We start from the raw sequence: 19844 nt of genomic DNA, 5'->3' as shown, positions 1-19844 counted from the left end.
GCGTCAGCCGTGAACCCACTGTGCGTAAGCCCGGCCATAAAGCCGCTGCTCGAGACATTGACCGATAATGCAGCTTAACGCGGCCAGACCGGCGGCCACCGGCAGCAGCGGTCCCGCGGGGTGCGAAACCAGCAAAACGCAGGGCAAACCGACCGAGAGCACCGCGACGGTGAAGCGCCAGGCCAGCAACGAGACCGCCGTCCGCCCCGTCGTGAAGTACCCGGTGGCACCGCTCTCTTCGGCAAGCTGGCGCAAGGCACGCCAGCGCATGCCCTCGACGACGCCCAGCGCGAGCGCCACCGCGAGAAGCGCGAGTCGCCACGGATTGAGCGGATTGATCGGGACCTCGCTCTGCAGCGCGACGCAGAGCCAGAACCACAGGCCGCCGGCGAACAACGCCGATACGGTGCGGCCGAGGGGCAAGGCATTGGCGACCGACGCCACGGAGAGCGGCAGATGGCGTGAGGCACCTCGCGCCGTATAGACCAGCGTGGCGAGGCTGCAGAGCATCAGCGCGGCGCCTGCCAGCCGCGTCGCCCAAAAGTCGTTGCCACCCCGCGCCAGCCCGGCAAGCGCCAGCATCGGCAGGTAATTGGCCATGGCCACCATGCCCTCGGCCGTGGGCATCATGCGCTTGACGGGGTCCCAGCCATGCCACGCCGGCGCGAAGGAAAGGCGCAGGCACGTGGCCACGAGGCCGAGGCTTACCAGTACCAGCCCGATCGAGAGCGGGACCAGTACCTCGCCCCGGCCATCGGGATACAGGCCGAGCGCCAGGGCCGTGCCCAGCACCATCCACAGGCCATAGCCGGCCGCCATCGCGGTCTGGACGACGACACCGGGCGTCGAGAAGAGGCTCTGGACGGGCGTGACTTCGCCAGGCCGGTCCAGGGGATCCAGCGCGACGGAAGGGACGTCGTTGGGTTCCGCCATGGTCGGGGAGGGCCTTCGGCGAATCGCAAAGCGGCATTTTTGCGCCTTATGGCGCCCGGCGCAAACGGGCATGTCGCGACGCCCGCGAGACTCCCTTGCGGACGGCTCCCGGCGACGCCATGCTTGGCCCGCGTAGATACGGGCGTCACGCCCGCGCGGACACACTTTCCGAAGCTCCATCCTGCCGGCGACACACATGGACCGCTACGAGCGCATTCTCACCCTGCACCGACTCCTGAAGTCCGCCCATTACCCGGTACCCCTGTCCCGGTTGATGGACGAGCTGGAGTGTTCACGCGCCACGCTATACCGCGATGTGGCCTTCCTGCGCGATGCGCTCGGCGCGCCCGTGCAGAGCGTCGCAGGCGAGCAGGCGTCGTTCCGCTACGAGGCGGGCGAGGGCGATTCGTTTGAATTGCCCGGCTTGTGGCTGACCAGCGACGAGCTGGCCGCCCTCATGGCGCTGAACGAACTGATCGGCCGCTCCGACCCAGGCGTGCTCGCCGGCGCCCTGGCGCCGTTCAAGGCGCGCATCGAACGTCTGCTGTCCGATCACGGCAGCGGCAAGGCGCTGCCGGTCGATCGCATCCGGGTGATTTCCTGGGGTGCGCGGAAGATGGACCAGCAGGTCTTCCGCATCGTCGCGGGCGCCACGCTGGAGCGACGTCAGGTCAGCTTCCGCTACCGCGCGCGCACCACCAATTCCGACACGAAGCGTACGGTCTCGCCGCAGCGCCTGACCCACTATCGTGACAACTGGTACCTCGATGTCTGGGACCACGACCGCGAAGCGCTGCGCAGCTTCGCCGTCGACCGCATCGCCGATCCGCAGGCGCTCGACGCGAAAGCCAGGGATGTCGAGGATGCCGAGCTCAACGATCTGCTCGCGTCCAGCTACGGCATCTTTGCCGGCAAGCCGAAGGCCTGGGCGACCATTCGCTTCTCGTCGCATGCCGCACGCTGGGTGGCCGACGAGCACTGGCACTCGCAGCAGAAGGGCGAATGGCTGGGCGACGGCCGTTACGAGCTCAAGGTGCCGTATTCCAACTCCCGCGAATTGCTGATGGACGTGCTGAAGTACGGTCCCGACGCCGAGATCGTCGCACCGCTGCCGTTACGCGAAGAAATGAAGATCCTGCTGCAACTGGCCTTGTCCGGTTACCAGAACGGTTCGAACCACTCCCACTGAGCGCCGCCGTTACATGAGTGACTTCGATATCGCCGAAACCGGCGCCCTGCCCGCTCTCAGCACTGAACCCCGTAAACCCCGCGTCGCGCTTGCCCTCGGGGCGGGCGCGGCCAAGGGTCTGGCCCACATCGGTGCCATCGAGGTCCTCGAACAGCGCGGCTTCGAGATCGTCGCCATTGCCGGCACGTCGATGGGGGCGCTGATCGGCGGCATCTACGGCATGGGCAAGCTCGACATCTATCGCGACTGGGTCTCCACGCTGGCCCGCTTCGACGTGCTGCGTCTGGTCGACTGGAGCTTCTCCGGCGGTGGCTTCATCAAGGGCGACCGGATCATGGCCGCGCTGCGCGAGCTGATCGGTGAGGTCAATATCGAGGAGTTGCCGATCGCCTATACGGCGGTGGCGACCGACATCGACCGGGAACGCGAAGTCTGGCTGACGCGCGGGCCGCTGTTCGACGCCATACGTGCATCGATCGCCATTCCGACGCTGTTCCGGCCCTATACGCATGAAGGTCGTCGTCTGGTCGACGGCGCCTTGCTCAACCCGTTGCCCGTCCTGCCGTTGATGCGCGAAGAGGCCGATTACGTGTTCGCGGTAAGCGTCGATGGCGCGGCTGAAATGCAAAAGCCGCCCGAGAAAAACGTCACCGCCGTGGCCGATCATGGCTACACGGCGAAGCTGGGGCGGCTCTTCGGACGGGTGTTACCCGCCGGCGACGGCAAGCCGAAGCTCAAGGACCCCGGCGCGTTCGACCTGATGACCCAGTCGATGGACCTGATGCAGGCCAACCTGTCGCGCCTGCGTCTGGCGGCCTATCCGCCCGACCTGCTGATCGAGATCCCGCGCAACGTGTCCACGGTGTACGAGTTTTACCGGGCGCGCGAGCTGATCGAACTGGGTCGCGTGCGTACCGAGCAGATGCTCGACAGCTGGCAGCCGCGGCACCTGCACCTTGGTTAGAGTTCTTCGGTACGCGTGACCTTGGCGCGGCGCATGAGCCACGCCACGCCACGCAGGTCGGCGAGGCCGACCCAAAGGCGGTCCAGCATGCCGTACTTGGAGGTGCCCGCCGTGCGCGGACGATGACCGACCGGCACGCTCTGGCTGGCAAACCCCGCACGTTTCACCAGCGCCGGCAGATACCGGTGCATATGGTCGAAATAGGGCAGCCGCATGAAGGTCTCCCGCTCGAACAGCTTGAGGCCGCAGCCGGTATCCGGGGTGCTGTCCTTGAGCATGCGCGAGCGCACGGCGTTGGCGACCCTGGACGAGATCCGCTTGTTGAAGCTGTCGCGACGGGTCACGCGCCATCCGGCGAACAGCTTCAGATCCGGTGCCGCGCCCGCCCGCGCCTCGAGCAGCTTCGGAATATCGGCCGGGTCGTTCTGGCCGTCGCCGTCGAGCGTGGCGATCCACGGCGCGCGCGCGTTGCGCACACCGTTCCAGACGGCCGTGCTCTGGCCGCTTCGGGTAACGTGGCGAATGATCCGCAGTTCCGGGTACTGAGCGCGGGCGGCGGTCAGCACGGCGACGCTGTCGTCGGTGCTGTCGTCGTCGACGTAGATGATCTCGAAGTCGATCCGGCCACGCAGTGCCGACGCGATCTCGGCGAGGAGGGGCGGGATGTTGTCGCGCTCGTTGAAGACGGGCACGACCACGGCGAGGTCGGTCATCGCTTTTCCGGGGCTGGAGGATTCGGGGCGGCATTATCGCCCAAGCGGCGGCCCATGGGGCCGCGAAAGCGGCCGTTCGTTCAGATCTGGCCGACGCTGGGAGCGACCGGCCCCTCGATGGCCTCGCGCCAACCGCGGGCCACGGCGTCCATGGTGTTGCGGCTCGCGCCTTGCGCCATCACCACCAGGGTACCGCCGCTCAGGGCGATCTGCCGTCCATCCCAGCCGTCGCGGTGGAAGTCGCTGTCGGCATCGCTCATCTTGCCGGGCATGTAGAGGGCGACCACGGGCTCGTCGTTCATCCGCGTCACCAGATGCACCGCCGGGTACGGCCCCACGGTGCAGTCGTGCACATAGGTGACGCCAGCGGGGGCGGGCCCCTTCAGATGGGCGGAACGGCCGACAAACCCAGCTTCGACCTGGGCATCGGTCATGGGGCGAGTCATGTTCAGGGAATCCATTTCCCAGGGCATGTGCGCCACGGCGAGCGCGGGCAGTGAGGTGCCATCCATGTGACGCCACACCAGGCCGACACCGCCGAAGGCGATCAGGACGGATGCCGCCATGGCCATCCACGAGCGGCGTCGGCGCACCTGTCCGCGACGCTCGTCGGTCGCATGGGCGAGCAGAATGCGATCGGCCAGCCCGTCGGGCACGGGAATGCCCGCCAACGCCGATTCGACGTCGTCCTCAAAACGCTGTGCACGCTGCCAGAACGGGGCGCAACCTTCCTTACAGCTGTCGCGATGAGCCAACAGGTCGGCATCGCGGGAACGCGGTTCGGCGGTGATCCGGCGGCGGAAGTCGAGGCAGTTCACGTCCGTCCCCCTTCAGCCGCGGCACGTCCGCCAAGCATCGCCTTGAGGCGCTGACGGGCGCGAAACAACTGAGTCATGACCGCGCCCGGCTGTTGCTGGGTGGCTTCGGCGATTTCGTCGCAGCTCATCCCGCCCAGTACCTGCATGGCCAGCGGCTCCCGATATTTTTCAGGCAATTTCAGCATAGCGTCGCGCACCTGGGCGGCGTCGCCACTCCGTTCGGGGCTGGCAAAGGCAGCATCCTCGGGGACGCTGTCGTCCAGCTCCACCGTGTCGAAACGTTTGCGCTCGTAGAGCCGGGCATGCTCCCGGCGCAGGATGGTGATCAGCCAGGGCTTGGCCGATTCCGCGTCGCGCAGGGCATCGAGATTCTTCCACGCGCGCAGGAAGGTCTCCTGGACCAGATCCTGGGCGACGGTTTCGGAGCGCGACAGCCAGAAGGCGAACCGGTAAAGGTCGGCCGACAGGGCGCGCACCATGGCTTCGTACTGGCGCTGCTTCGGGTTCACGTCCTTATGGACCGGAGGCATACGGATTTCCTTTCAGGCCGGCCGCTCAGCGGACCTTCGTCAGGATGCCGTCCAGCTCGTCGAGGCTGTGGTAATGAATGACGAGCTTGCCCTTGCCACCACGACCGTGCGCCAGCTCGACACGGGTGGCGAAGCGCTCGGCCAGCTCGCGCTCGAGGTTGGCGATGTTCGGGTCGACCGCATTGGTTTTGGCTTTGCCCTTCGGCGCCAGCTGGGCCTTGCGTGCCGCTTCTTCCAGTTCGCGCACGGTCCAGCCGTGGCGTGCCGCCTCGAGCGCCAGCGGCTCGGCAATGCTGGCGGGCAGGGTCAGCAGGGCGCGGGCGTGGCCCATCTCGAGCTTGCTCTGGTCGAGCAGCTGCTTGATCGACTCGGGCAGGTCGATCAGGCGCAGGAGGTTGGAGACCGCCGCGCGCGACCGGCCCACGGCATCGGCCGCCTGCTGGTGGGTCAGGTCGAACTCGTCGATGAGGCGCTGAAGTGCCTGGGCTTCCTCGAGCGGTGTCAGCTCCTGGCGCTGGATGTTCTCGATCAGCGCCATGGCCAGCACGGACTGCTCTGGCACGTCCTTCACGAGCGCCGGGATCTCGCTCATCGAGGCACGCTGTGCAGCGCGCCAGCGGCGCTCACCGGCGATCAGCTCGTAGCTGTTCTTGCCGATGGCGCGGACGACCACCGGCTGGATCAGGCCCTGGGCCTTGATCGAGGCGGCCAGTTCGTCGAGGGCTTCGTCGTTCCAGTGCCGGCGCGGCTGGTACTTGCCCGCCTGGATCTGATGGATGGGCAGCGTACGCAGCTCGCCTTCCTGCTCGATCACCGAGGGAGGCGCCTCCGGACCGGTGCCGCCGCCAAGCAGGGCATCCAGGCCACGGCCGAGACCACGTTTCTTAGGTGCTGCCATGGGGGTTCCTCAGGAAGTCGTCGGGGCGGCGTCGGAGGCGCCGGTCGCCGCTTCGTCGACAGCGGGCTCCGCGGCGACGTCGCCGCCGGCCGCCGCGTGGCGGGCGCGCTCGCGGCGGATGATCTCGCCGGCAAGACCGATGTAAGCGATGGCGCCGCGCGAACCGCGGTCGTACAGATGAATGGGCTGGCCGTGGCTGGGCGCCTCGGCAAGACGCACGTTGCGCGGGATGATCGAGCGCAGCACCTGGTCGCCGAAATGCTGGGTCAGCTGGGCCGACACCTCGTTACCGAGGTTGTTGCGCACGTCGTACATGGTCCGCAGCAGGCCTTCGACCTCGAGCTGCGGATTCAGGCGCTGGCGCACGGCCGAGATGGTGTCGAGCAGACTCGAGAGTCCCTCGAGCGCGAAGTACTCGCACTGCACGGGAATAAGCACGCCGTCGGCGGCGGTCAGCGCGTTCAACGTCAGCAGGTGCAGGGACGGCGGGCAGTCGATGATGATGGTGTCGTAGTTATCCGACACCTTGCCCAGCTGTTCTTTCAGGCGGTGCTCGCGCGCCAGACCGTCCATCAACTTCAGCTCGGCGGCGGTGAGGTCGCCATTGCCCGGAAGAAGATCGAAGGCGGCTTCGGTACGGACGAGAACGTCGGCGATACCGACCTCATCGAGCAGCACTTCGCAGCCATTGGGCTTGGTTTCGTACTTGTCCACACCCGAGGCCATGGTCGCGTTGCCCTGCGGATCCAGGTCGACGAGCAGCACCTTACGCTTCGCGGCGGCCAGGGCCGCGGCGAGGTTGACGGAGGTGGTGGTCTTGCCAACGCCGCCCTTCTGGTTAGCGACTGCGATGATGCGGGCCATGGGCTGTGGTTCGCTGCCGTGCGCGGAAAGGGCGTTAGCGTAGCATCGACGGGTGGTTTCGCCCTAGACAGCCTGCAGGTGGTTCAGTCCCGCCGAATCACCACGAGATGCCGCTCACCTTCCACACCCGGCACGGTCAGCGCGTGAATCGCCTCGACCTTGAACCCATCGGGCACGCCGTCCAGCTCCTCGGCGGGATGCTTGCCCTTCATCGCCAGCCATACGCCGCCCGGCGCCAGCAGGTGGCCGCCCCAGCCGAGCATGTCGGCCAGGCTGGCGAAGGCACGCGCGGTGATGCACTCGAACGTGCCCTCGACCTCTTCCACGCGGCTCTGCAGCGCGCGGCCGTTGGTCAGCTTCAGCGAACGGATGGCCTCGCGCAGAAAGCGGACCTTCTTGCCGTTGGAGTCGACCATCAGCACTTCGCGCGCCGGCTCGGCGATGGCTAACGGAATACCGGGCAAGCCTGGGCCCGTGCCCAGATCGGCAAGAGTGCGGCCTTCCACGAAGGGAATGATAGCCAGCGAGTCGAGCAGGTGCCGCGTGACCATCTCGTCCGCGTTGCGCACCGCGGTGAGGTTATAGGCCGAGTTCCAGCGCTCCAGCAGCTCGCGGTAGTCGAGCAGACGGGAGACCGCATCCTCCGGGAGGGTGACACGGAGGACGGCGATGCCGCGTTCGAGCTGGGTTTGCAGGGCTTCGCGCGCAGTCATGCGACACCGGATGGAAACGATGGACCGGAGAGTATGGAAGCGCTGGCGCGATGGCGCCAGCGTGAGCCGATCAGGCCGCGTCGAGTTCGACGCGGGTCACCAGCATGCCGCGGGCACGCAGCGAACCGTTGACGGCGTGCTTGAGCTGGGTGCCGAAGGCGCGGCGATCGGTATGGTGAGCCGTGGCGGAGTCGCGCAGGGCGGCAACGACGTTGCTGCGGATCATTTCCGGCGCGTCGTCGATCACTTCATCGGCCGCTTCCGGCTCGAGGACCTGCCAGTAGACCGTGCCGCCGTCGAAACGCAGCACCTGGCCACCGAGGTCGATCTTATGGGCAACGCGATCGATCACCGGGAGCACGACGTGCGTACCGGCGGTGAGCAGCGACGTGGCGCCGCCGAGACGGCGAACGCTGTAGACCTGACCCTCGGGAATGCGACGAACCGACGCCGCTGCAAGAGCGAAGGCGATGACGGTGGTGGCGATGAGGGCGGTGGTCAACATGGCTGCTACATCAATCGGTTATCGGCGATTCCTGTCGCATCGCATAGCGAGACACGCCATGACGATGATCGGTGAGGTGTTAATTCTAATTTAACGAGAGGGGTTAACGCTAGTTTTACGAACCCCCCGTATTCAGTTAGCGGACGGTTTGGTTAAAACTTGAGCAGTGGTCACCGTTTGACCACCAATCCCGGCGATTCGGCCCATCCATTGAGAAATTTCCCAGAGCTTCTCGCCGTCGCGACCGGGCCTTTCGCCATACGCAGTGCGTAACGGCCCGACGCGTTGCTCTCCCGCCAGCAAATGATAATAATTATCAATCAGTCACTTGTCCGGCGTGTCCCATGAATGTCCTCGGTTGCCTGGCGGCGCTCATCGCCATGGCGCTCGCTTATCTCTGCTCGCGCAACCAGCGACTGCTGGCTCGTCCGATCGGTCGAGCTGGCCGCATCGGAGCGTGGGTGTTCGCCGTGATGGCGTTGCTGGCATGGATCGCCGCCGAGACGTCGCTGCCAGGCGTCTTCGCCGCCCTGACAGCCCTGATGTTCGGCGCCGTGGCATGGCCCTACGTCACCTGGTTGTTCCGGCCCGCCACCGAACGGAAGCCTCGCTGATGCTCGCCAAGACCTTCGCCGGCATCCTGCTCGGCCTGCCCCTCACGCTGGCTCTCATTTCCGTCGTGATCTGGATCTGGCCGGGCTCCAGCGAGGCGGTGACCCTGCCGGTGATGATGGCTTTCTTTCCGCTCTGGGTCGGGATCATGGGCGCGACCTATATGTTCCGCAGCGGTCCCCGTGCCTGGGCCTGGCTGGCGGTCGCCAACCTGGGTGCCTTCGCGGCGCTGTGGGTGGCCAAACACACGCTGCCGGGGCTATGAGCCGATGAAAGCCTCCACGATCCGCACCTTCACCACCGTGCATACCTGGACCGGCCTCTTGGCCGGCTTCGCGCTGTTCATCGCGTTCTACGCGGGCGCGCTGACCATGTTCCACGACGAGATCGACACCTGGGCCGTGCCGCGTGCCGAGATGGCCCGGGCCGACGCGCTGGACCGCGCACACGTGATGCTCGCCGACATCGTCACCAGACATCCCGCGGCAGGCGAAAGCATCGGCGTCACGTACCCGGCCGAACATCCGTCGCACGAAGTGGCGGCGTACTGGATGGAAAAGGACGGCAGCTGGCGCACCCAGTCGCTGGACGACACCGCGGCCCGCGATGCGGAAGACCACGAGCACGGTCTGGCCGACTTCATCTACGAGCTGCATTACGACCTCGGCATCCCCGCGATCGGTATCTACCTGATGGGCGTGGTCAGCATCATTTACGGGCTGGCCCTGCTGACCGGCGTGCTGATTCACCTGCCCAATCTCGTCCGCGAGATGTTCGCGCTGCGCCCGGGCCACAACCTAAAGCGGCTGTGGCAGGACGCGCACAACGTTATCGGTATTCTCAGTCTGCCTTTCCACATCATTTTCGCCGTCACCGGCGCGTTGCTCTGCCTGACACTGGTGATGCTGGTCGCCTTCAACACGGTGGCCTTCGACGGCAAGCTCATGGGCGCGTTCGAGCGGATGACCAGCGCGTTGCCGGAGACGAAGGACAAGGGCGGCAGTGCCGTCATGCTGACCCCGGCCGAGCTGGGCGCGCGGGCACGGCAGGCCGCGATCGCCGCGGGCGCGGCGGATTTCGAGCCCGACTACATGCGCTACGTGCATTACGGTCATCAGGGAGCGGCGGCGGAAGTGCGCGGCACGTCGACCAGGACTCTGGGCGAGTACGGCATGGTCGCGCTCGATGCGGTGGACGGACACGTGATGAAGGTACAGGTGACCGGCGCCCGGGACGCGAACCACGCGACTTACTCGGCGATCTTCGGCCTGCACTTCGGTACCTTCGGTTCCCTGTCGCTGCGCTGGCTGTACTTCCTGCTGGGCCTCGCCGGCGCCTTCCTTTTCTATTCGGGCAACCTTCTCTACATAGAGACGCGCCGCAAACGCCGCCAGGCGGACCAGCCGATGAAGGTGCGTGCGATGGCCACCGCGACCGTCGGCGTGTGCATCGGCTCGTGCTTCGCCATCTCGTGCACCTTCCTGGGCAACCTGCTCGGAGGGCTCTCCGGCATCGAGGCCACGTCGCTGGTTCAGCCCGTGTGCTTCGCGACGTTTGCGCTCGCCATCCTGTGGACGTTCTGGCGCAAGCCGGCCAAAGCGGCCGTCGACCTGCTGTTCGCAACGGCGGCGGTCAGCGTGGCGGTGGGCGTTCTCGATATCGCGGTCCATCACGACCGCCTGGTGCGCATGCTGGGCGAAGGTCGCTATGAGGTCCTCGGCCTCGATCTGGTGGCCATCGCCATGGGCGCCGGATTCGCCTGGCTTGGCGTCGCCACGCGTCGCCGCGCGGTCGAAGGCGATCCCTGCAGCGTGTGGTCGTCGCGCCGCCGGGATCCCCAGCACGTGGCGACAAAGGCGCGGGAAGCCTGAGCGTCGCCCTGCGGCCGCAAGAGTCGCAGGGACTTTCGAAACGTCGGCATTTCCACGTAACGCGCGTTACTGAGCACGACAGTTATTAACGTTCGTGATGCAAAGCTCGCACACCGCTGCTGCACCGCCGCAAACGCTTACATACCACTCAAGGCACTGAACATATGCGCATTTTTGGTGGCCTGCTCCAAGTGGTATCGCACTTCACATCATTTCGTACCGCAGTGCAGCAAGCGGTTGATTTCGCACGCTTTACAAGCTCCTATGAAAACGTTTACGTTCCGCGCCGTCAGCCCCGGGAGGGGCAGGGGTAAAGGGCGATAACCACGTGAGTGTGACGATCAAAGACGTCGCGAGAATGGCCAACGTATCGGTGGCCTCGGTATCTCGCGCCCTCAACGGACACGGCGGCGTCACGGCGGAAACGCAGAAGCGGATCCGCGATGTCGCCGCACGCCTGCGTTACGTGCCGCACAGCGGCGCCCGCAGCCTGATCACCCGTCGCACCCAGACCATCGGTGCGCTGCTTCCCGATCTGCACGGTGCGTTCTGGTCCGAACTGATCCGCGGCATCGATCTCGCCGCACGCGCCCGTGGCCTTTATCTGCTGGTCTCCAGTTCCCACGGCGACTCCACCGAAGCCGCCATCGCCCTGCGTTCCATGCAGGGCCGGGTCGACGGCCTGCTGGTGATGTCCCCGCACGCCGATGAAGCCTTCCTCGACGAAAACCTTCCGGTGATCGTGCCGACGGTGCTGATCAACAGCCACGTCCGCTCGGAGCGCCAGGCGTCCCTCGACGTCGACGATTTCGGTGGTGCCCGCGCCATGGTCGAGCACCTGCTCGGGCTGGGTCGCAAGCGCATCGTGTTCATCGCGGGACCCGAGGTGAACCACGACGTGCAGGAACGCTGCCGTGGTTATCGCACCGCGCTCGAAGCCGCCGGCCTCGGCGATCGTGCGTCGATCCTGCCCGGCGACTTCACTGAGGAATCCGGCTATCGCGCCGGTAAGCAGGCGCTTGCGATGGTGCCGCGCCCCGACGCGATCTTCGCCGCCAACGACATGATGGCGATCGGCTGCCTGTCCGCCCTGGCCGAAGCCAGGGTACGCACGCCCGAAGACATCGCGGTGGCCGGCTTCGACGATATCCCGATGGCGCGTTATGTCTCGCCGCCGCTGACCACCGTGCGCATCCGGATCGCCGAACTCGGCGAAGCCGCGCTCGGCCGTCTTGCCGGAATGATCGAATCACCCGATGACGCCACGCCTGAGCCGAGCGTCGTCGGCACCGAACTTGTCGTGCGCGCCTCGTGTGGCGGCAACGACACGGTAAGACGACGGGCCTGACCGGCCCTGACGCAACACGGCTTGCCGGGCCGTGGCTGGTTTACCAGGACGGCGACACACAGGACTTGCGCACATCCACCGGTCCGCCATGCGGAACGGGCGCCCACACGGGGGCAGAACGCTCTCAACGAAGAAAAGTGGCACGACCACCGCGTCACGACATCAACGTCGACCCCATGAAAAGCGCCCTGCCGGGCCGGAACAACACACACAAAACGTTTGGGAGAGGGGAAACATGAAGGCCTCGATGCATTTGAAGAAGAAGTTGCTGGTCAGCGTCATCGCCGCCGCCGTCGCCACGGCCATCGCGCCGACCATGGTCATGGCGCAGAGCGCCAACGCGACCCTGCGCGGCAAGGCCACGCCGGGTGCGAACGTCACCGTATTCAACCCGCAGACGGGCCTGACCCGTCACGCGACGGCCGGCGCCGATGGTTCGTACACCATCAACGGCCTGCCACCGGCCACCTATCAGCTGGACGCCGGCCCGGGCACCGAGCAGAACATCACGCTCACCGTGGCTTCCACCGCAACGGTCAATATCGTCGCGCCGACCGCCGCTGCCGGCGCGCCTGCCGATGCAGCCAACGCCAAGCAGATGGAAGGCGTCTCGGTCGCCGCGACCACCATCCAGGAAGTGAAGACCCCGGAAGTCGGCCAGACGATCTCGCTGCACCAGATCGCGACCATCCCGCAGGCCTCGCGTAACTTCCTCGAGTTCGCCGACACCGTGCCGGGCATGGTATTCAGCGTCGACGCGAAGGGCCGCACCTCGCTGCGAGGCGGTGCGCAGAACGACAGCGCCGGCAACGTGTACATCGACGGCGTCAGCCAGAAGAGCTACGTGAAAGCGGGCGGCGTGTCCGGCCAGAGCGATAGCCAGGGCAACCCGTTCCCGCAGCTGGCCATCGGCGAATACAAGGTCATTACCTCCAACTACAAGGCGGAGTACGACCAGGTTTCGTCCGCGGCAATCACCGCCGAGACCAAGTCGGGCACGAACGAGTTCCACGGCGAGGTGTTCGGCACGTACACCAACGATGCCTTCCGTAACCGCACCCCGATCGAGAAGGACACCGACAACAAGGTGCCTTCCGAATCGAAGGAATACGGCTTCGCACTCGGCGGTCCGATCATCAAGGACCAGATGCACTTCTTCATCGCCTATGAGCAGAAGAAGTTCGATACGCCGATCTCGGTGGTACCGAACAGCATCAACTATGCCGGTGCCGTGGCTCCCCTGCTGCCCGCCAGCGTGCAGTCCGAACTCGGTTCGTCCAATCTGCCGTTCGACGAAAAGCTGTACTTCGGCAAGATCGACTGGGAACTCACCGACCGCGACCGCATCGAGGTGAGCACTCAGGTCCGTCGCGAGACGCAGACCTCGAGCATCGGCTCGGGCGTGACGGCATCGGCCGGTGTCGCTGTCGAGAACCACGATACGCGCGGCACCTTCAAGTGGGCCCACAGCGGTGACAGCTGGTACAACGAATTGATCTTCTCGTATGAGAATTCGTTCATCAACCAGGTCCCGTTGGTGGCGGGGAACGGCTACACCTATAGCTGGCAGCCGGATCCGAACAACCCCACGATCATCACCACCGGCTCCGCCGATCCTCGCGCGACGCAGACCAAGAGCCAGGAAGGTCCGAGCATCGCCGACAACTTCACCTTCAACGACCTGGAATGGCACGGCGACCACGTGGTCAAGCTGGGCTACAAGTTCAAGTCGATCGAACTGAAGGCCGCCGATGCGTCCGCGCAGAGCCCGCAGTTCTTCTACGATGTCAATCCGACGGGCACCTCGGCGGAACCCTGGCAGGTGTTCTATGCGTCGACGCTTCCGGGCCAGGACGGCGTGGCCAAGACGAACGCACGTCAGTACGGTGTGTTCGCACAGGACGACTGGACCGTCAACGATCACCTGACGCTGAACCTCGGTGTGCGCTGGGACTACGAAGTCAATCCGTCGTACAACAATTTCGTGACGTCGCAGCGTGTGCTCGATGCCATCAACTCGCCCAATCCGTACGCTGGCGCCACGCCCGGCGAAACGTACGGCGACGCGCTGGCCGCTGGCGGTGTGAATCTCAACAATTACGTGAGCAACGGCCATAACCGCAGCTCGTTCCGCGGCGCCTGGCAGCCCCGCCTGGGCTTCTCATACGACCTGTTCGGCGACGAGGAACACGTCATTCACGGCGGTGCGGGCCGTGCGTACGACCGCAACCTGTATGACTACCTCCAGACGGAGGTGACCAAGCAGTCGCTGCCGCAGACCACGCTTCGCTTCAACATCCCGACGCATCCCTGCGATGTCACGTCGTCCACGTGCGTGCCGTGGAACCCCGAGTTCCTCAACGGCCAGAATGTCGTGCAGAACTACCTCGTCGGCGGCAATGCCGGTCAGGAAGTCGACATGCTGAACAACAAGCTCAAGGCGCCGCATACCGACCAGTACAGCCTCGGCATGTCGAACACGATCGGTGACTGGCTCACCGATGCCACCGTGTCGCGCATTCTCAGCAAGGACGGCTTCGCGTTCACGCTGGGCAATCGTTACCCGAACGGCGACTTCTTCCAGAACGGGACCCAGCCGTGGGATTACCCGATCCCGAACGTGGGCGGCCTGATCCTCGGCGACAACGGCATCGAAACGCGGACCACGCAGGTACTCCTTTCCGCTCAGAAGCCGTACACGAAGGAGTCGGGCTGGAGCACGAGCTTCTCCTACACGTTCTCGCACGCAAAGCAGAATCGCGACATCAACGAGCACTACTCGTTCGACGAAGCGACCATCGGCGACTACCCTTACATCACCTCCAACGCGGTGGCGAAACATCGCTTCGTCGGTACGGGCGCGATCGATCTTCCGTGGGGAATCAGCGGCTCGATCAAGCTGACCCTGGCCACGCCGCTGCCGAAGAACGCTGGCGCGTGCTACGGCCAGATCGAAGCCAACGGTGCGAGCTGCGTCCCGATGGCCGCCACGCCCACCGGTGCCAAGTTCCTGGTTGGCGGCGATATCTGGGGTTACCGCGACATCGACCTGCAGCTGACCAAGGACTTCGTCATCAACAAGGACACGAAGATCTATGCGCGCTTCGACGTGCTGAACGTCTTCAACTGGGCCAACTACGCCGATAGCGACTACCTCACCAACTGGGGCTCGAACGGTGAGCTCAACAGCCGTCCGGTGGCCGTCAACAAGAAGGGCAACATCACTTACCTTCCGCGTACCGCCCGCTTCACCGTCGGCCTGAAGTTCTGATCCACCTGGCGCATCCGGACCTCCGGATGCGCCATACTTTGGCGCCCGCGAGTCTCCCCGCGGGCGTTCTTTTGTTCCGGCGAGAAACAGTCCTTCGGGACTTTTATTTGCCTCGCGGCCGTAAACGTTTACGCGCGAAAGGATCCACGTCATGCAAGCCACCAAGTTCAAGCGTCTTTCCCTCGCACTGGGCGCACTGCTCGCCCTGGCAGCCCCGTTCGCCATGGCGCAGAACGCACCGATGAAGGTCAAGCACACCCCCTCCGTCGCCAGCCTGAAAGATCTGCACCCCGTTCCGCCGATGGTCGCCGACCTCGAGAAGCGCACCTTCCAGTGGTTCTGGGACAGCGGCAATCCGACCAACGGGCTGGTTCCCGATCACTACCCCACGCAGTCGTTCGCCTCCATCGCCTCGGTCGGTTTCGGCCTGACGGCGTACGGTGTCGGCGTCGAGCGCGGCTACATCACGCGGGACCAGGCGATCGACCGCACGCTGGCCACGCTGCGCTTCTTCAACGATGCGCCACAGAACGACAGCGAAGACGAAGCTACCGGCTTCCACGGATTCTTCTATCACTTCCTGAACATGGAGACGGGCAAGCGCGAGGCGCGCTGGGTCGAAGTCTCTACGGTGGACACGACGCTACTGCTCGGCGGCGTGCTGTTCGCGCAGAGCTACTTCGATCGCGACGACGCGAAGGAGAAGGAAATCCGCGATCTTGCCGACGCCATCTACCGGCGCGTGGAATGGCCGTGGGCACAGAACCACGGCGCGCTGATCAGCATGGGCTGGACGCCAGGCGGCAAGATGATTCCGCACGACTGGGCCGGGTACAACGAAGGCATGCTGGTCTATATCCTCGCGCTGGGCTCACCGACGCACCCGGTGGGCGACGATGCATGGCAGGCCTGGACGAAGACTTACGACAAGACCTGGGGTGAATTCCACGGGCAGACCTTCCTCAACTTCGCTCCGATGTTCGGTCACCAGTACAGCCATACCTGGGTGGACTTCCGTGGCATCCGCGATGCCTGGGGCCGTTCGCACAACATGGATTACTTCGAAAACAGCCGTCGCGCGACTTACTCGCAGCAGGCGTATGCCGTCGCCAACCCGGGCGGCTGGAACGGTTACGGCAAGAACGTCTGGGGCCTCACGGCCAGTAACGGTCCCGGCGGCCTGATCATCAAGCAGGGCGACCGCGAGCGGACCTACCAGGGCTACACCGCGCGTGGTGCGGGACTCGATTACATCTCCGACGACGGCACCATCGTGCCCACGGCGGCGGGTGGCTCGATCGCGTTCGCGCCGGAAATCGTGATCCCCGCGCTCGAAGAAATGAAGAAGAAGTACGGCGCGAACATCTACACGAAGTACGGCTTCGTCGATGCGTTCAACCTGACCTTCGATACGCATACCGAGGTGCGCACGGGCCGGATCATTCCGGGCTTCGGCTGGGCCGACACCGTGCACCTGGGCATCGATCAGGGTCCCATCGTGCTGATGATCGAGAACTACCGTAGCGATTTCGTGTGGAGCGTGATGAAAAAGAACCCGTACATCCGCAAGGGCCTGCAGCGCGCGGGCTTTACGGGTGGCTGGCTCGATGCGGAAACGGCCGCCAACCTATGGTGAAGCGCGCCACCCGTCTGTTACGTATGACCGCGGCGCTGGTCCTCACTGGCGCCGCGGTGGCTGGCTGCGCGAAGCCGGAAGACGGTTCACGGACCCTGCAGTTCTGGACCATCGGTCGCGAAGGCGAAGCGGTGGCCAGGCTGCTGCCCGAGTTCGAGCGTGAACATCCCGGTCTGCATGTCGAAGTGCAGCAGCTGCCGCTGACGGCCGCGCACCAGAAGCTGCTGACCGCGTACGCGGGTGATTCGACGCCGGATCTCACCCAGCTCGGCAACACCTGGGTGCCCGAGATGGTGGCGCTGGACGCGATCGAGCCGCTCGATGCACGCGTCGCCGCGTCGAAGGTGATCGATCCGAAGGATTACTTCCCCGCCATCTGGTCGACCAACGTCATCGACGGCACCCTGTACGGCGTGCCCTGGTATGTCGATACGCGCCTTCTTTTCTATCGCAAGGACCTGCTGGCGAAGGTCGGCTACGACCACCCCCCGCGTGACTGGGCGGAGTGGAAGGCGATGATGGTCAAGCTGGCCCAGCCGGTGGGTCAGACATATGGCGTACTGTTGCCGACCAACGAATTCGAACAGCTGCTGTCGCTTGCCCTGCAGCAGGACGAGCCGCTGCTTCGCGATGGCGGTCGTTACGGCAACTTCCGCAGCGCCGGTTTCAGAAAGGCACTGGGTTTCTACGTGTCGATGTTCAAGGACCAGCAGGCGCCGATGATGACCAATGTCGGCGTGGGCAACCCGTGGGCCGCGTTCGGCCAGGGCTTCTACGCGTTCTACCTCTCCGGTCCCTGGAACATCGGCGAGTTCCGCAAGCGGTTGCCGCCGGAGCAACAGGGCGACTGGGGGACCGTGGCCCTGCCGGGACCGAACGGACCGGGCGCCTCGAACGCCGGTGGTTCCAGCCTGGTGATCTTTCGTCAGTCGAAGCATAAGGACGACGCGTGGGCACTGGTCGAATTTCTCTCGCGACCGGCCATCCAGGAGCGCTTCTACCAGATCCTCGGCGACATGCCGCCGCGCCGGTCGTCGTGGGATGCCCCCGCCCTGAAGAACGACGACAAGGCGGCCGCCTTCCGCGACCAGCTCGACCGCGCCAAGCCGACTCCGCCCGTCGCGGAGTGGGAGCGCATCGTCACCGAGATGCAGCTGGTTGCCGCACAGGCATCGCATGGCGACATCTCCGTGGACGATGCGGCGGCGGAGATCGACCGTCGTGCGGACCGTCTGCTCGAGAAACGTCGCTGGATGCTCGACCACGGTCACAAGGCAAGCCCATGAATACCTCCCGCGCCGCCTGGTTGTTCATCACGCCCGCGATGATCGTGCTCGGCCTGTTCTTTCTGTTGCCGGTGATCGCCGCGCTGGTGCTCTCGGTCACTGACTACGACCTCTACGCGCTCGCCGATATCCGCAACCTGCGTTTCGTCGCCTTGCAGAATTACTGGTCGCTGCTGCAGCGTCCGTTGTTCTGGTCGGCGCTGGGGCATACCGTGTACTTCGTCGTGGTCGGTGTGCCGCTGTCGCTGATGGCGTCGCTCGGCGCCGCGATGTTGCTCAACTCGCCGCTGGCCCGCTTCAAGCCGTTCTTTCGTACGGCGCTCTTCGCGCCCGTGGTGACGACCGTGGTGGCCGTCGCCGTGATCTGGCGCTACCTGTTCAACACGAAGTACGGCCTGATCAACTACGTGCTCGACAACATCGGCCTGCCGACGGTGGACTGGCTCGGCGATCCGCACTGGGCCATGCCCACGATCATCCTGTTCGCCGTATGGAAGAACTTCGGCTACAACATGATCATCTTCATGGCGGGGTTGCAGGCGATTCCCGGCGATCTCTACGAAGCCGCACGCATCGATGGCGCCTCGGCGATGGCGCAGTTCCGTCACATCACGCTGCCGATGCTGAAACCGACGATGGTCATGGTCAGCATCCTCACGGTGTCGGGTTACTTCCAGCTGTTCGCCGAGCCGTATGTCATGACCGAAGGTGGCCCGTTGCAGAGCACCACATCGGTGCTGTACCTGATGTACGAAGAAGGCTTCAAGTGGTGGAACCTCGGCTCGGCTTCGGCCGTCGCCTTCATCCTCTTCGTGATCATGTTCGCGGTCACCGCCGCGATGCTTCGCCTGTCGAAGCAGGGAGAGCCGGCATGAGCCCGCGCATCGCGAAAGCGCTGATCAATGGCCTGCTGATCGGTGCGGCCGGCATCGCGATCGCGCCATTGCTGTACATGCTCTCGGTGTCGTTCATGACGCCGGGCGAGGCCAGTGCATTGCCTCCGCCCGTCTTGCCGACACACTGGACCTTCGGCAACTATCGTCAGCTCTTCCTCAACGCGGGCATGGGTCGGTACCTGTTCAACAGTCTGCTGATCTCCACCGCGATCACCGTCGTGTCGCTCGCCTTCAACCTGATGGCCGGCTATGCGTTCGCCAAGCTGGAGTTCAGGGGTCGCCAGCGGATCTTCCAGATGCTGCTCGGCGCGCTGGTGATTCCGGCCCAGGTGGCGATGCTGCCGTTGTTCCTGTTGCTGAAGTACATGGGACTGGTCAACACGTATGGCGCGGTCATCGTGCCGGCGCTGGCGACCATCTTCGGCATCTTCCTCGTTCGCCAGTATGCGAGTGGCATCCCGAACGATCTGATGGAGGCTGCCCGCATCGACGGTGCGGGCGAGTTCCGCATCTTCGCCACCATCGTCATGCCTTTGCTCAAGCCGATCATGGTCACGCTGGCGATCTTCACCTTCCTCGCCGCGTGGAACGATTTCATGTGGCCGCTGATCGCGCTGACGGGACAGGAGCATTACACGCTGCCCATCGCGCTGGCGTCGCTGTCGCGCGAACATGTGCAGGACAGCGAGCTGATGATGGCGGGTTCCGTCGTCACGATCCTGCCGGTGCTGGTGCTGTTTCTCGCCTTGCAGCGGTATTACCTCGAAGGCCTGCTGATGGGCAGCGTCAAGGGATAA

The 19844-nt window shown here is 65.0% G+C and carries 19 protein-coding genes; 11 read left to right on the top strand and 8 right to left on the bottom strand.

Annotation, left to right across the window (positions count from 1 at the left end; translation table 11 throughout):
• Positions 1-3: 3 nt before the first annotated feature.
• A complete protein-coding gene (locus FA87_RS19350; RefSeq protein ID WP_052191464.1) occupies positions 4-933 on the bottom strand; it encodes a hypothetical protein in 930 nt (309 codons plus the stop codon).
• Positions 934-1129: 196 nt separating this feature from the next.
• Between FA87_RS19350 and FA87_RS19345 the strand changes: the two genes are divergently transcribed.
• The gene (locus FA87_RS19345) at positions 1130-2122 is read left to right on the top strand and encodes a YafY family protein (RefSeq protein WP_036108893.1); all 993 of its coding nucleotides are present in this window, start codon (positions 1130-1132) and stop codon (positions 2120-2122) included.
• 13 nt (positions 2123-2135) lie between these two features.
• Positions 2136-3086, top strand: coding sequence for a patatin-like phospholipase family protein (locus FA87_RS19340; RefSeq protein WP_052191463.1), 951 nt, complete (start codon positions 2136-2138; stop codon positions 3084-3086).
• On the opposite strand, the gene FA87_RS19335 is transcribed toward FA87_RS19340, so the two are convergent.
• The 7 genes from FA87_RS19335 to FA87_RS19305 form a co-directional block, all read right to left on the bottom strand.
• Positions 3083-3799: a glycosyltransferase gene (locus tag FA87_RS19335; protein WP_036108895.1), complete on the bottom strand. Its 717-nt coding sequence runs from the start codon at positions 3797-3799 to the stop codon at positions 3083-3085. The genes FA87_RS19340 and FA87_RS19335 overlap by 4 nt on opposite strands.
• An 80-nt stretch (positions 3800-3879) precedes the next feature.
• Entirely contained in the window at positions 3880-4617 is a 738-nt protein-coding gene (locus tag FA87_RS19330) for a DUF3379 family protein (protein WP_043696925.1), read from the bottom strand.
• Positions 4614-5147: a sigma-70 family RNA polymerase sigma factor gene (locus tag FA87_RS19325; protein WP_051943113.1), complete on the bottom strand. Its 534-nt coding sequence runs from the start codon at positions 5145-5147 to the stop codon at positions 4614-4616. The genes FA87_RS19330 and FA87_RS19325 overlap by 4 nt, the downstream gene beginning before the upstream one ends.
• A gap of 25 nt (positions 5148-5172) precedes the next feature.
• Positions 5173-6045, bottom strand: a complete 873-nt coding sequence (locus FA87_RS19320) for a ParB/RepB/Spo0J family partition protein (RefSeq protein ID WP_036108901.1) — start codon at positions 6043-6045, stop codon at positions 5173-5175.
• Between the two features lie 9 nt (positions 6046-6054).
• Positions 6055-6909 carry a ParA family protein gene (locus FA87_RS19315; protein ID WP_043696923.1) on the bottom strand — a complete coding sequence of 285 codons (855 nt, stop codon included), beginning with the start codon at positions 6907-6909 and terminating at the stop codon, positions 6055-6057.
• Positions 6910-6992: 83 nt separating this feature from the next.
• A complete protein-coding gene (gene rsmG, locus FA87_RS19310; RefSeq protein WP_043696922.1) occupies positions 6993-7622 on the bottom strand; it encodes a 16S rRNA (guanine(527)-N(7))-methyltransferase RsmG in 630 nt (209 codons plus the stop codon).
• A 70-nt stretch (positions 7623-7692) separates the two neighbouring features.
• Positions 7693-8127: a hypothetical protein gene (locus tag FA87_RS19305; RefSeq protein WP_051943115.1), complete on the bottom strand. Its 435-nt coding sequence runs from the start codon at positions 8125-8127 to the stop codon at positions 7693-7695.
• Positions 8128-8471: 344 nt separating this feature from the next.
• On the opposite strand from FA87_RS19305, the gene FA87_RS19300 reads away from it, so the two are divergent.
• The 9 genes from FA87_RS19300 (at position 8472) to FA87_RS19260 (ending at position 19844) form a co-directional block, all read left to right on the top strand.
• Positions 8472-8741 carry a hypothetical protein gene (locus FA87_RS19300; protein ID WP_043696919.1) on the top strand — a complete coding sequence of 90 codons (270 nt, stop codon included), beginning with the start codon at positions 8472-8474 and terminating at the stop codon, positions 8739-8741.
• Positions 8741-9004, top strand: a complete 264-nt coding sequence (locus FA87_RS19295) for a hypothetical protein (protein ID WP_036108913.1) — start codon at positions 8741-8743, stop codon at positions 9002-9004. Before FA87_RS19300 ends, FA87_RS19295 begins: the two co-directional genes overlap by 1 nt.
• A 4-nt stretch (positions 9005-9008) precedes the next feature.
• Positions 9009-10610, top strand: coding sequence for a PepSY-associated TM helix domain-containing protein (locus FA87_RS19290; protein ID WP_052191462.1), 1602 nt, complete (start codon positions 9009-9011; stop codon positions 10608-10610).
• 328 nt (positions 10611-10938) lie between these two features.
• A complete protein-coding gene (locus FA87_RS19285; protein ID WP_036108917.1) occupies positions 10939-11958 on the top strand; it encodes a LacI family DNA-binding transcriptional regulator in 1020 nt (339 codons plus the stop codon).
• A gap of 235 nt (positions 11959-12193) precedes the next feature.
• A complete protein-coding gene (locus FA87_RS19280; protein WP_052191461.1) occupies positions 12194-15229 on the top strand; it encodes a TonB-dependent receptor in 3036 nt (1011 codons plus the stop codon).
• A gap of 151 nt (positions 15230-15380) precedes the next feature.
• The gene (locus FA87_RS19275) at positions 15381-16865 is read left to right on the top strand and encodes a glucoamylase family protein (protein WP_043696917.1); all 1485 of its coding nucleotides are present in this window, start codon (positions 15381-15383) and stop codon (positions 16863-16865) included.
• Positions 16859-18151, top strand: coding sequence for a sugar ABC transporter substrate-binding protein (locus FA87_RS19270; protein WP_052191460.1), 1293 nt, complete (start codon positions 16859-16861; stop codon positions 18149-18151). Before FA87_RS19275 ends, FA87_RS19270 begins: the two co-directional genes overlap by 7 nt.
• On the top strand, positions 18148-19026 hold the full coding sequence (locus FA87_RS19265) for a sugar ABC transporter permease (RefSeq protein ID WP_036108921.1): 879 nt from the start codon (positions 18148-18150) through the stop codon (positions 19024-19026). The genes FA87_RS19270 and FA87_RS19265 overlap by 4 nt, the downstream gene beginning before the upstream one ends.
• Entirely contained in the window at positions 19023-19844 is an 822-nt protein-coding gene (locus tag FA87_RS19260) for a carbohydrate ABC transporter permease (protein WP_043696916.1), read from the top strand. The genes FA87_RS19265 and FA87_RS19260 overlap by 4 nt, the downstream gene beginning before the upstream one ends.

This window comes from Luteibacter sp. 9133, assembly GCF_000800155.1.
Lineage (GTDB): Bacteria > Pseudomonadota > Gammaproteobacteria > Xanthomonadales > Rhodanobacteraceae > Luteibacter > Luteibacter mycovicinus.
This window is presented reverse-complemented; position numbering and strand designations above follow the sequence as displayed.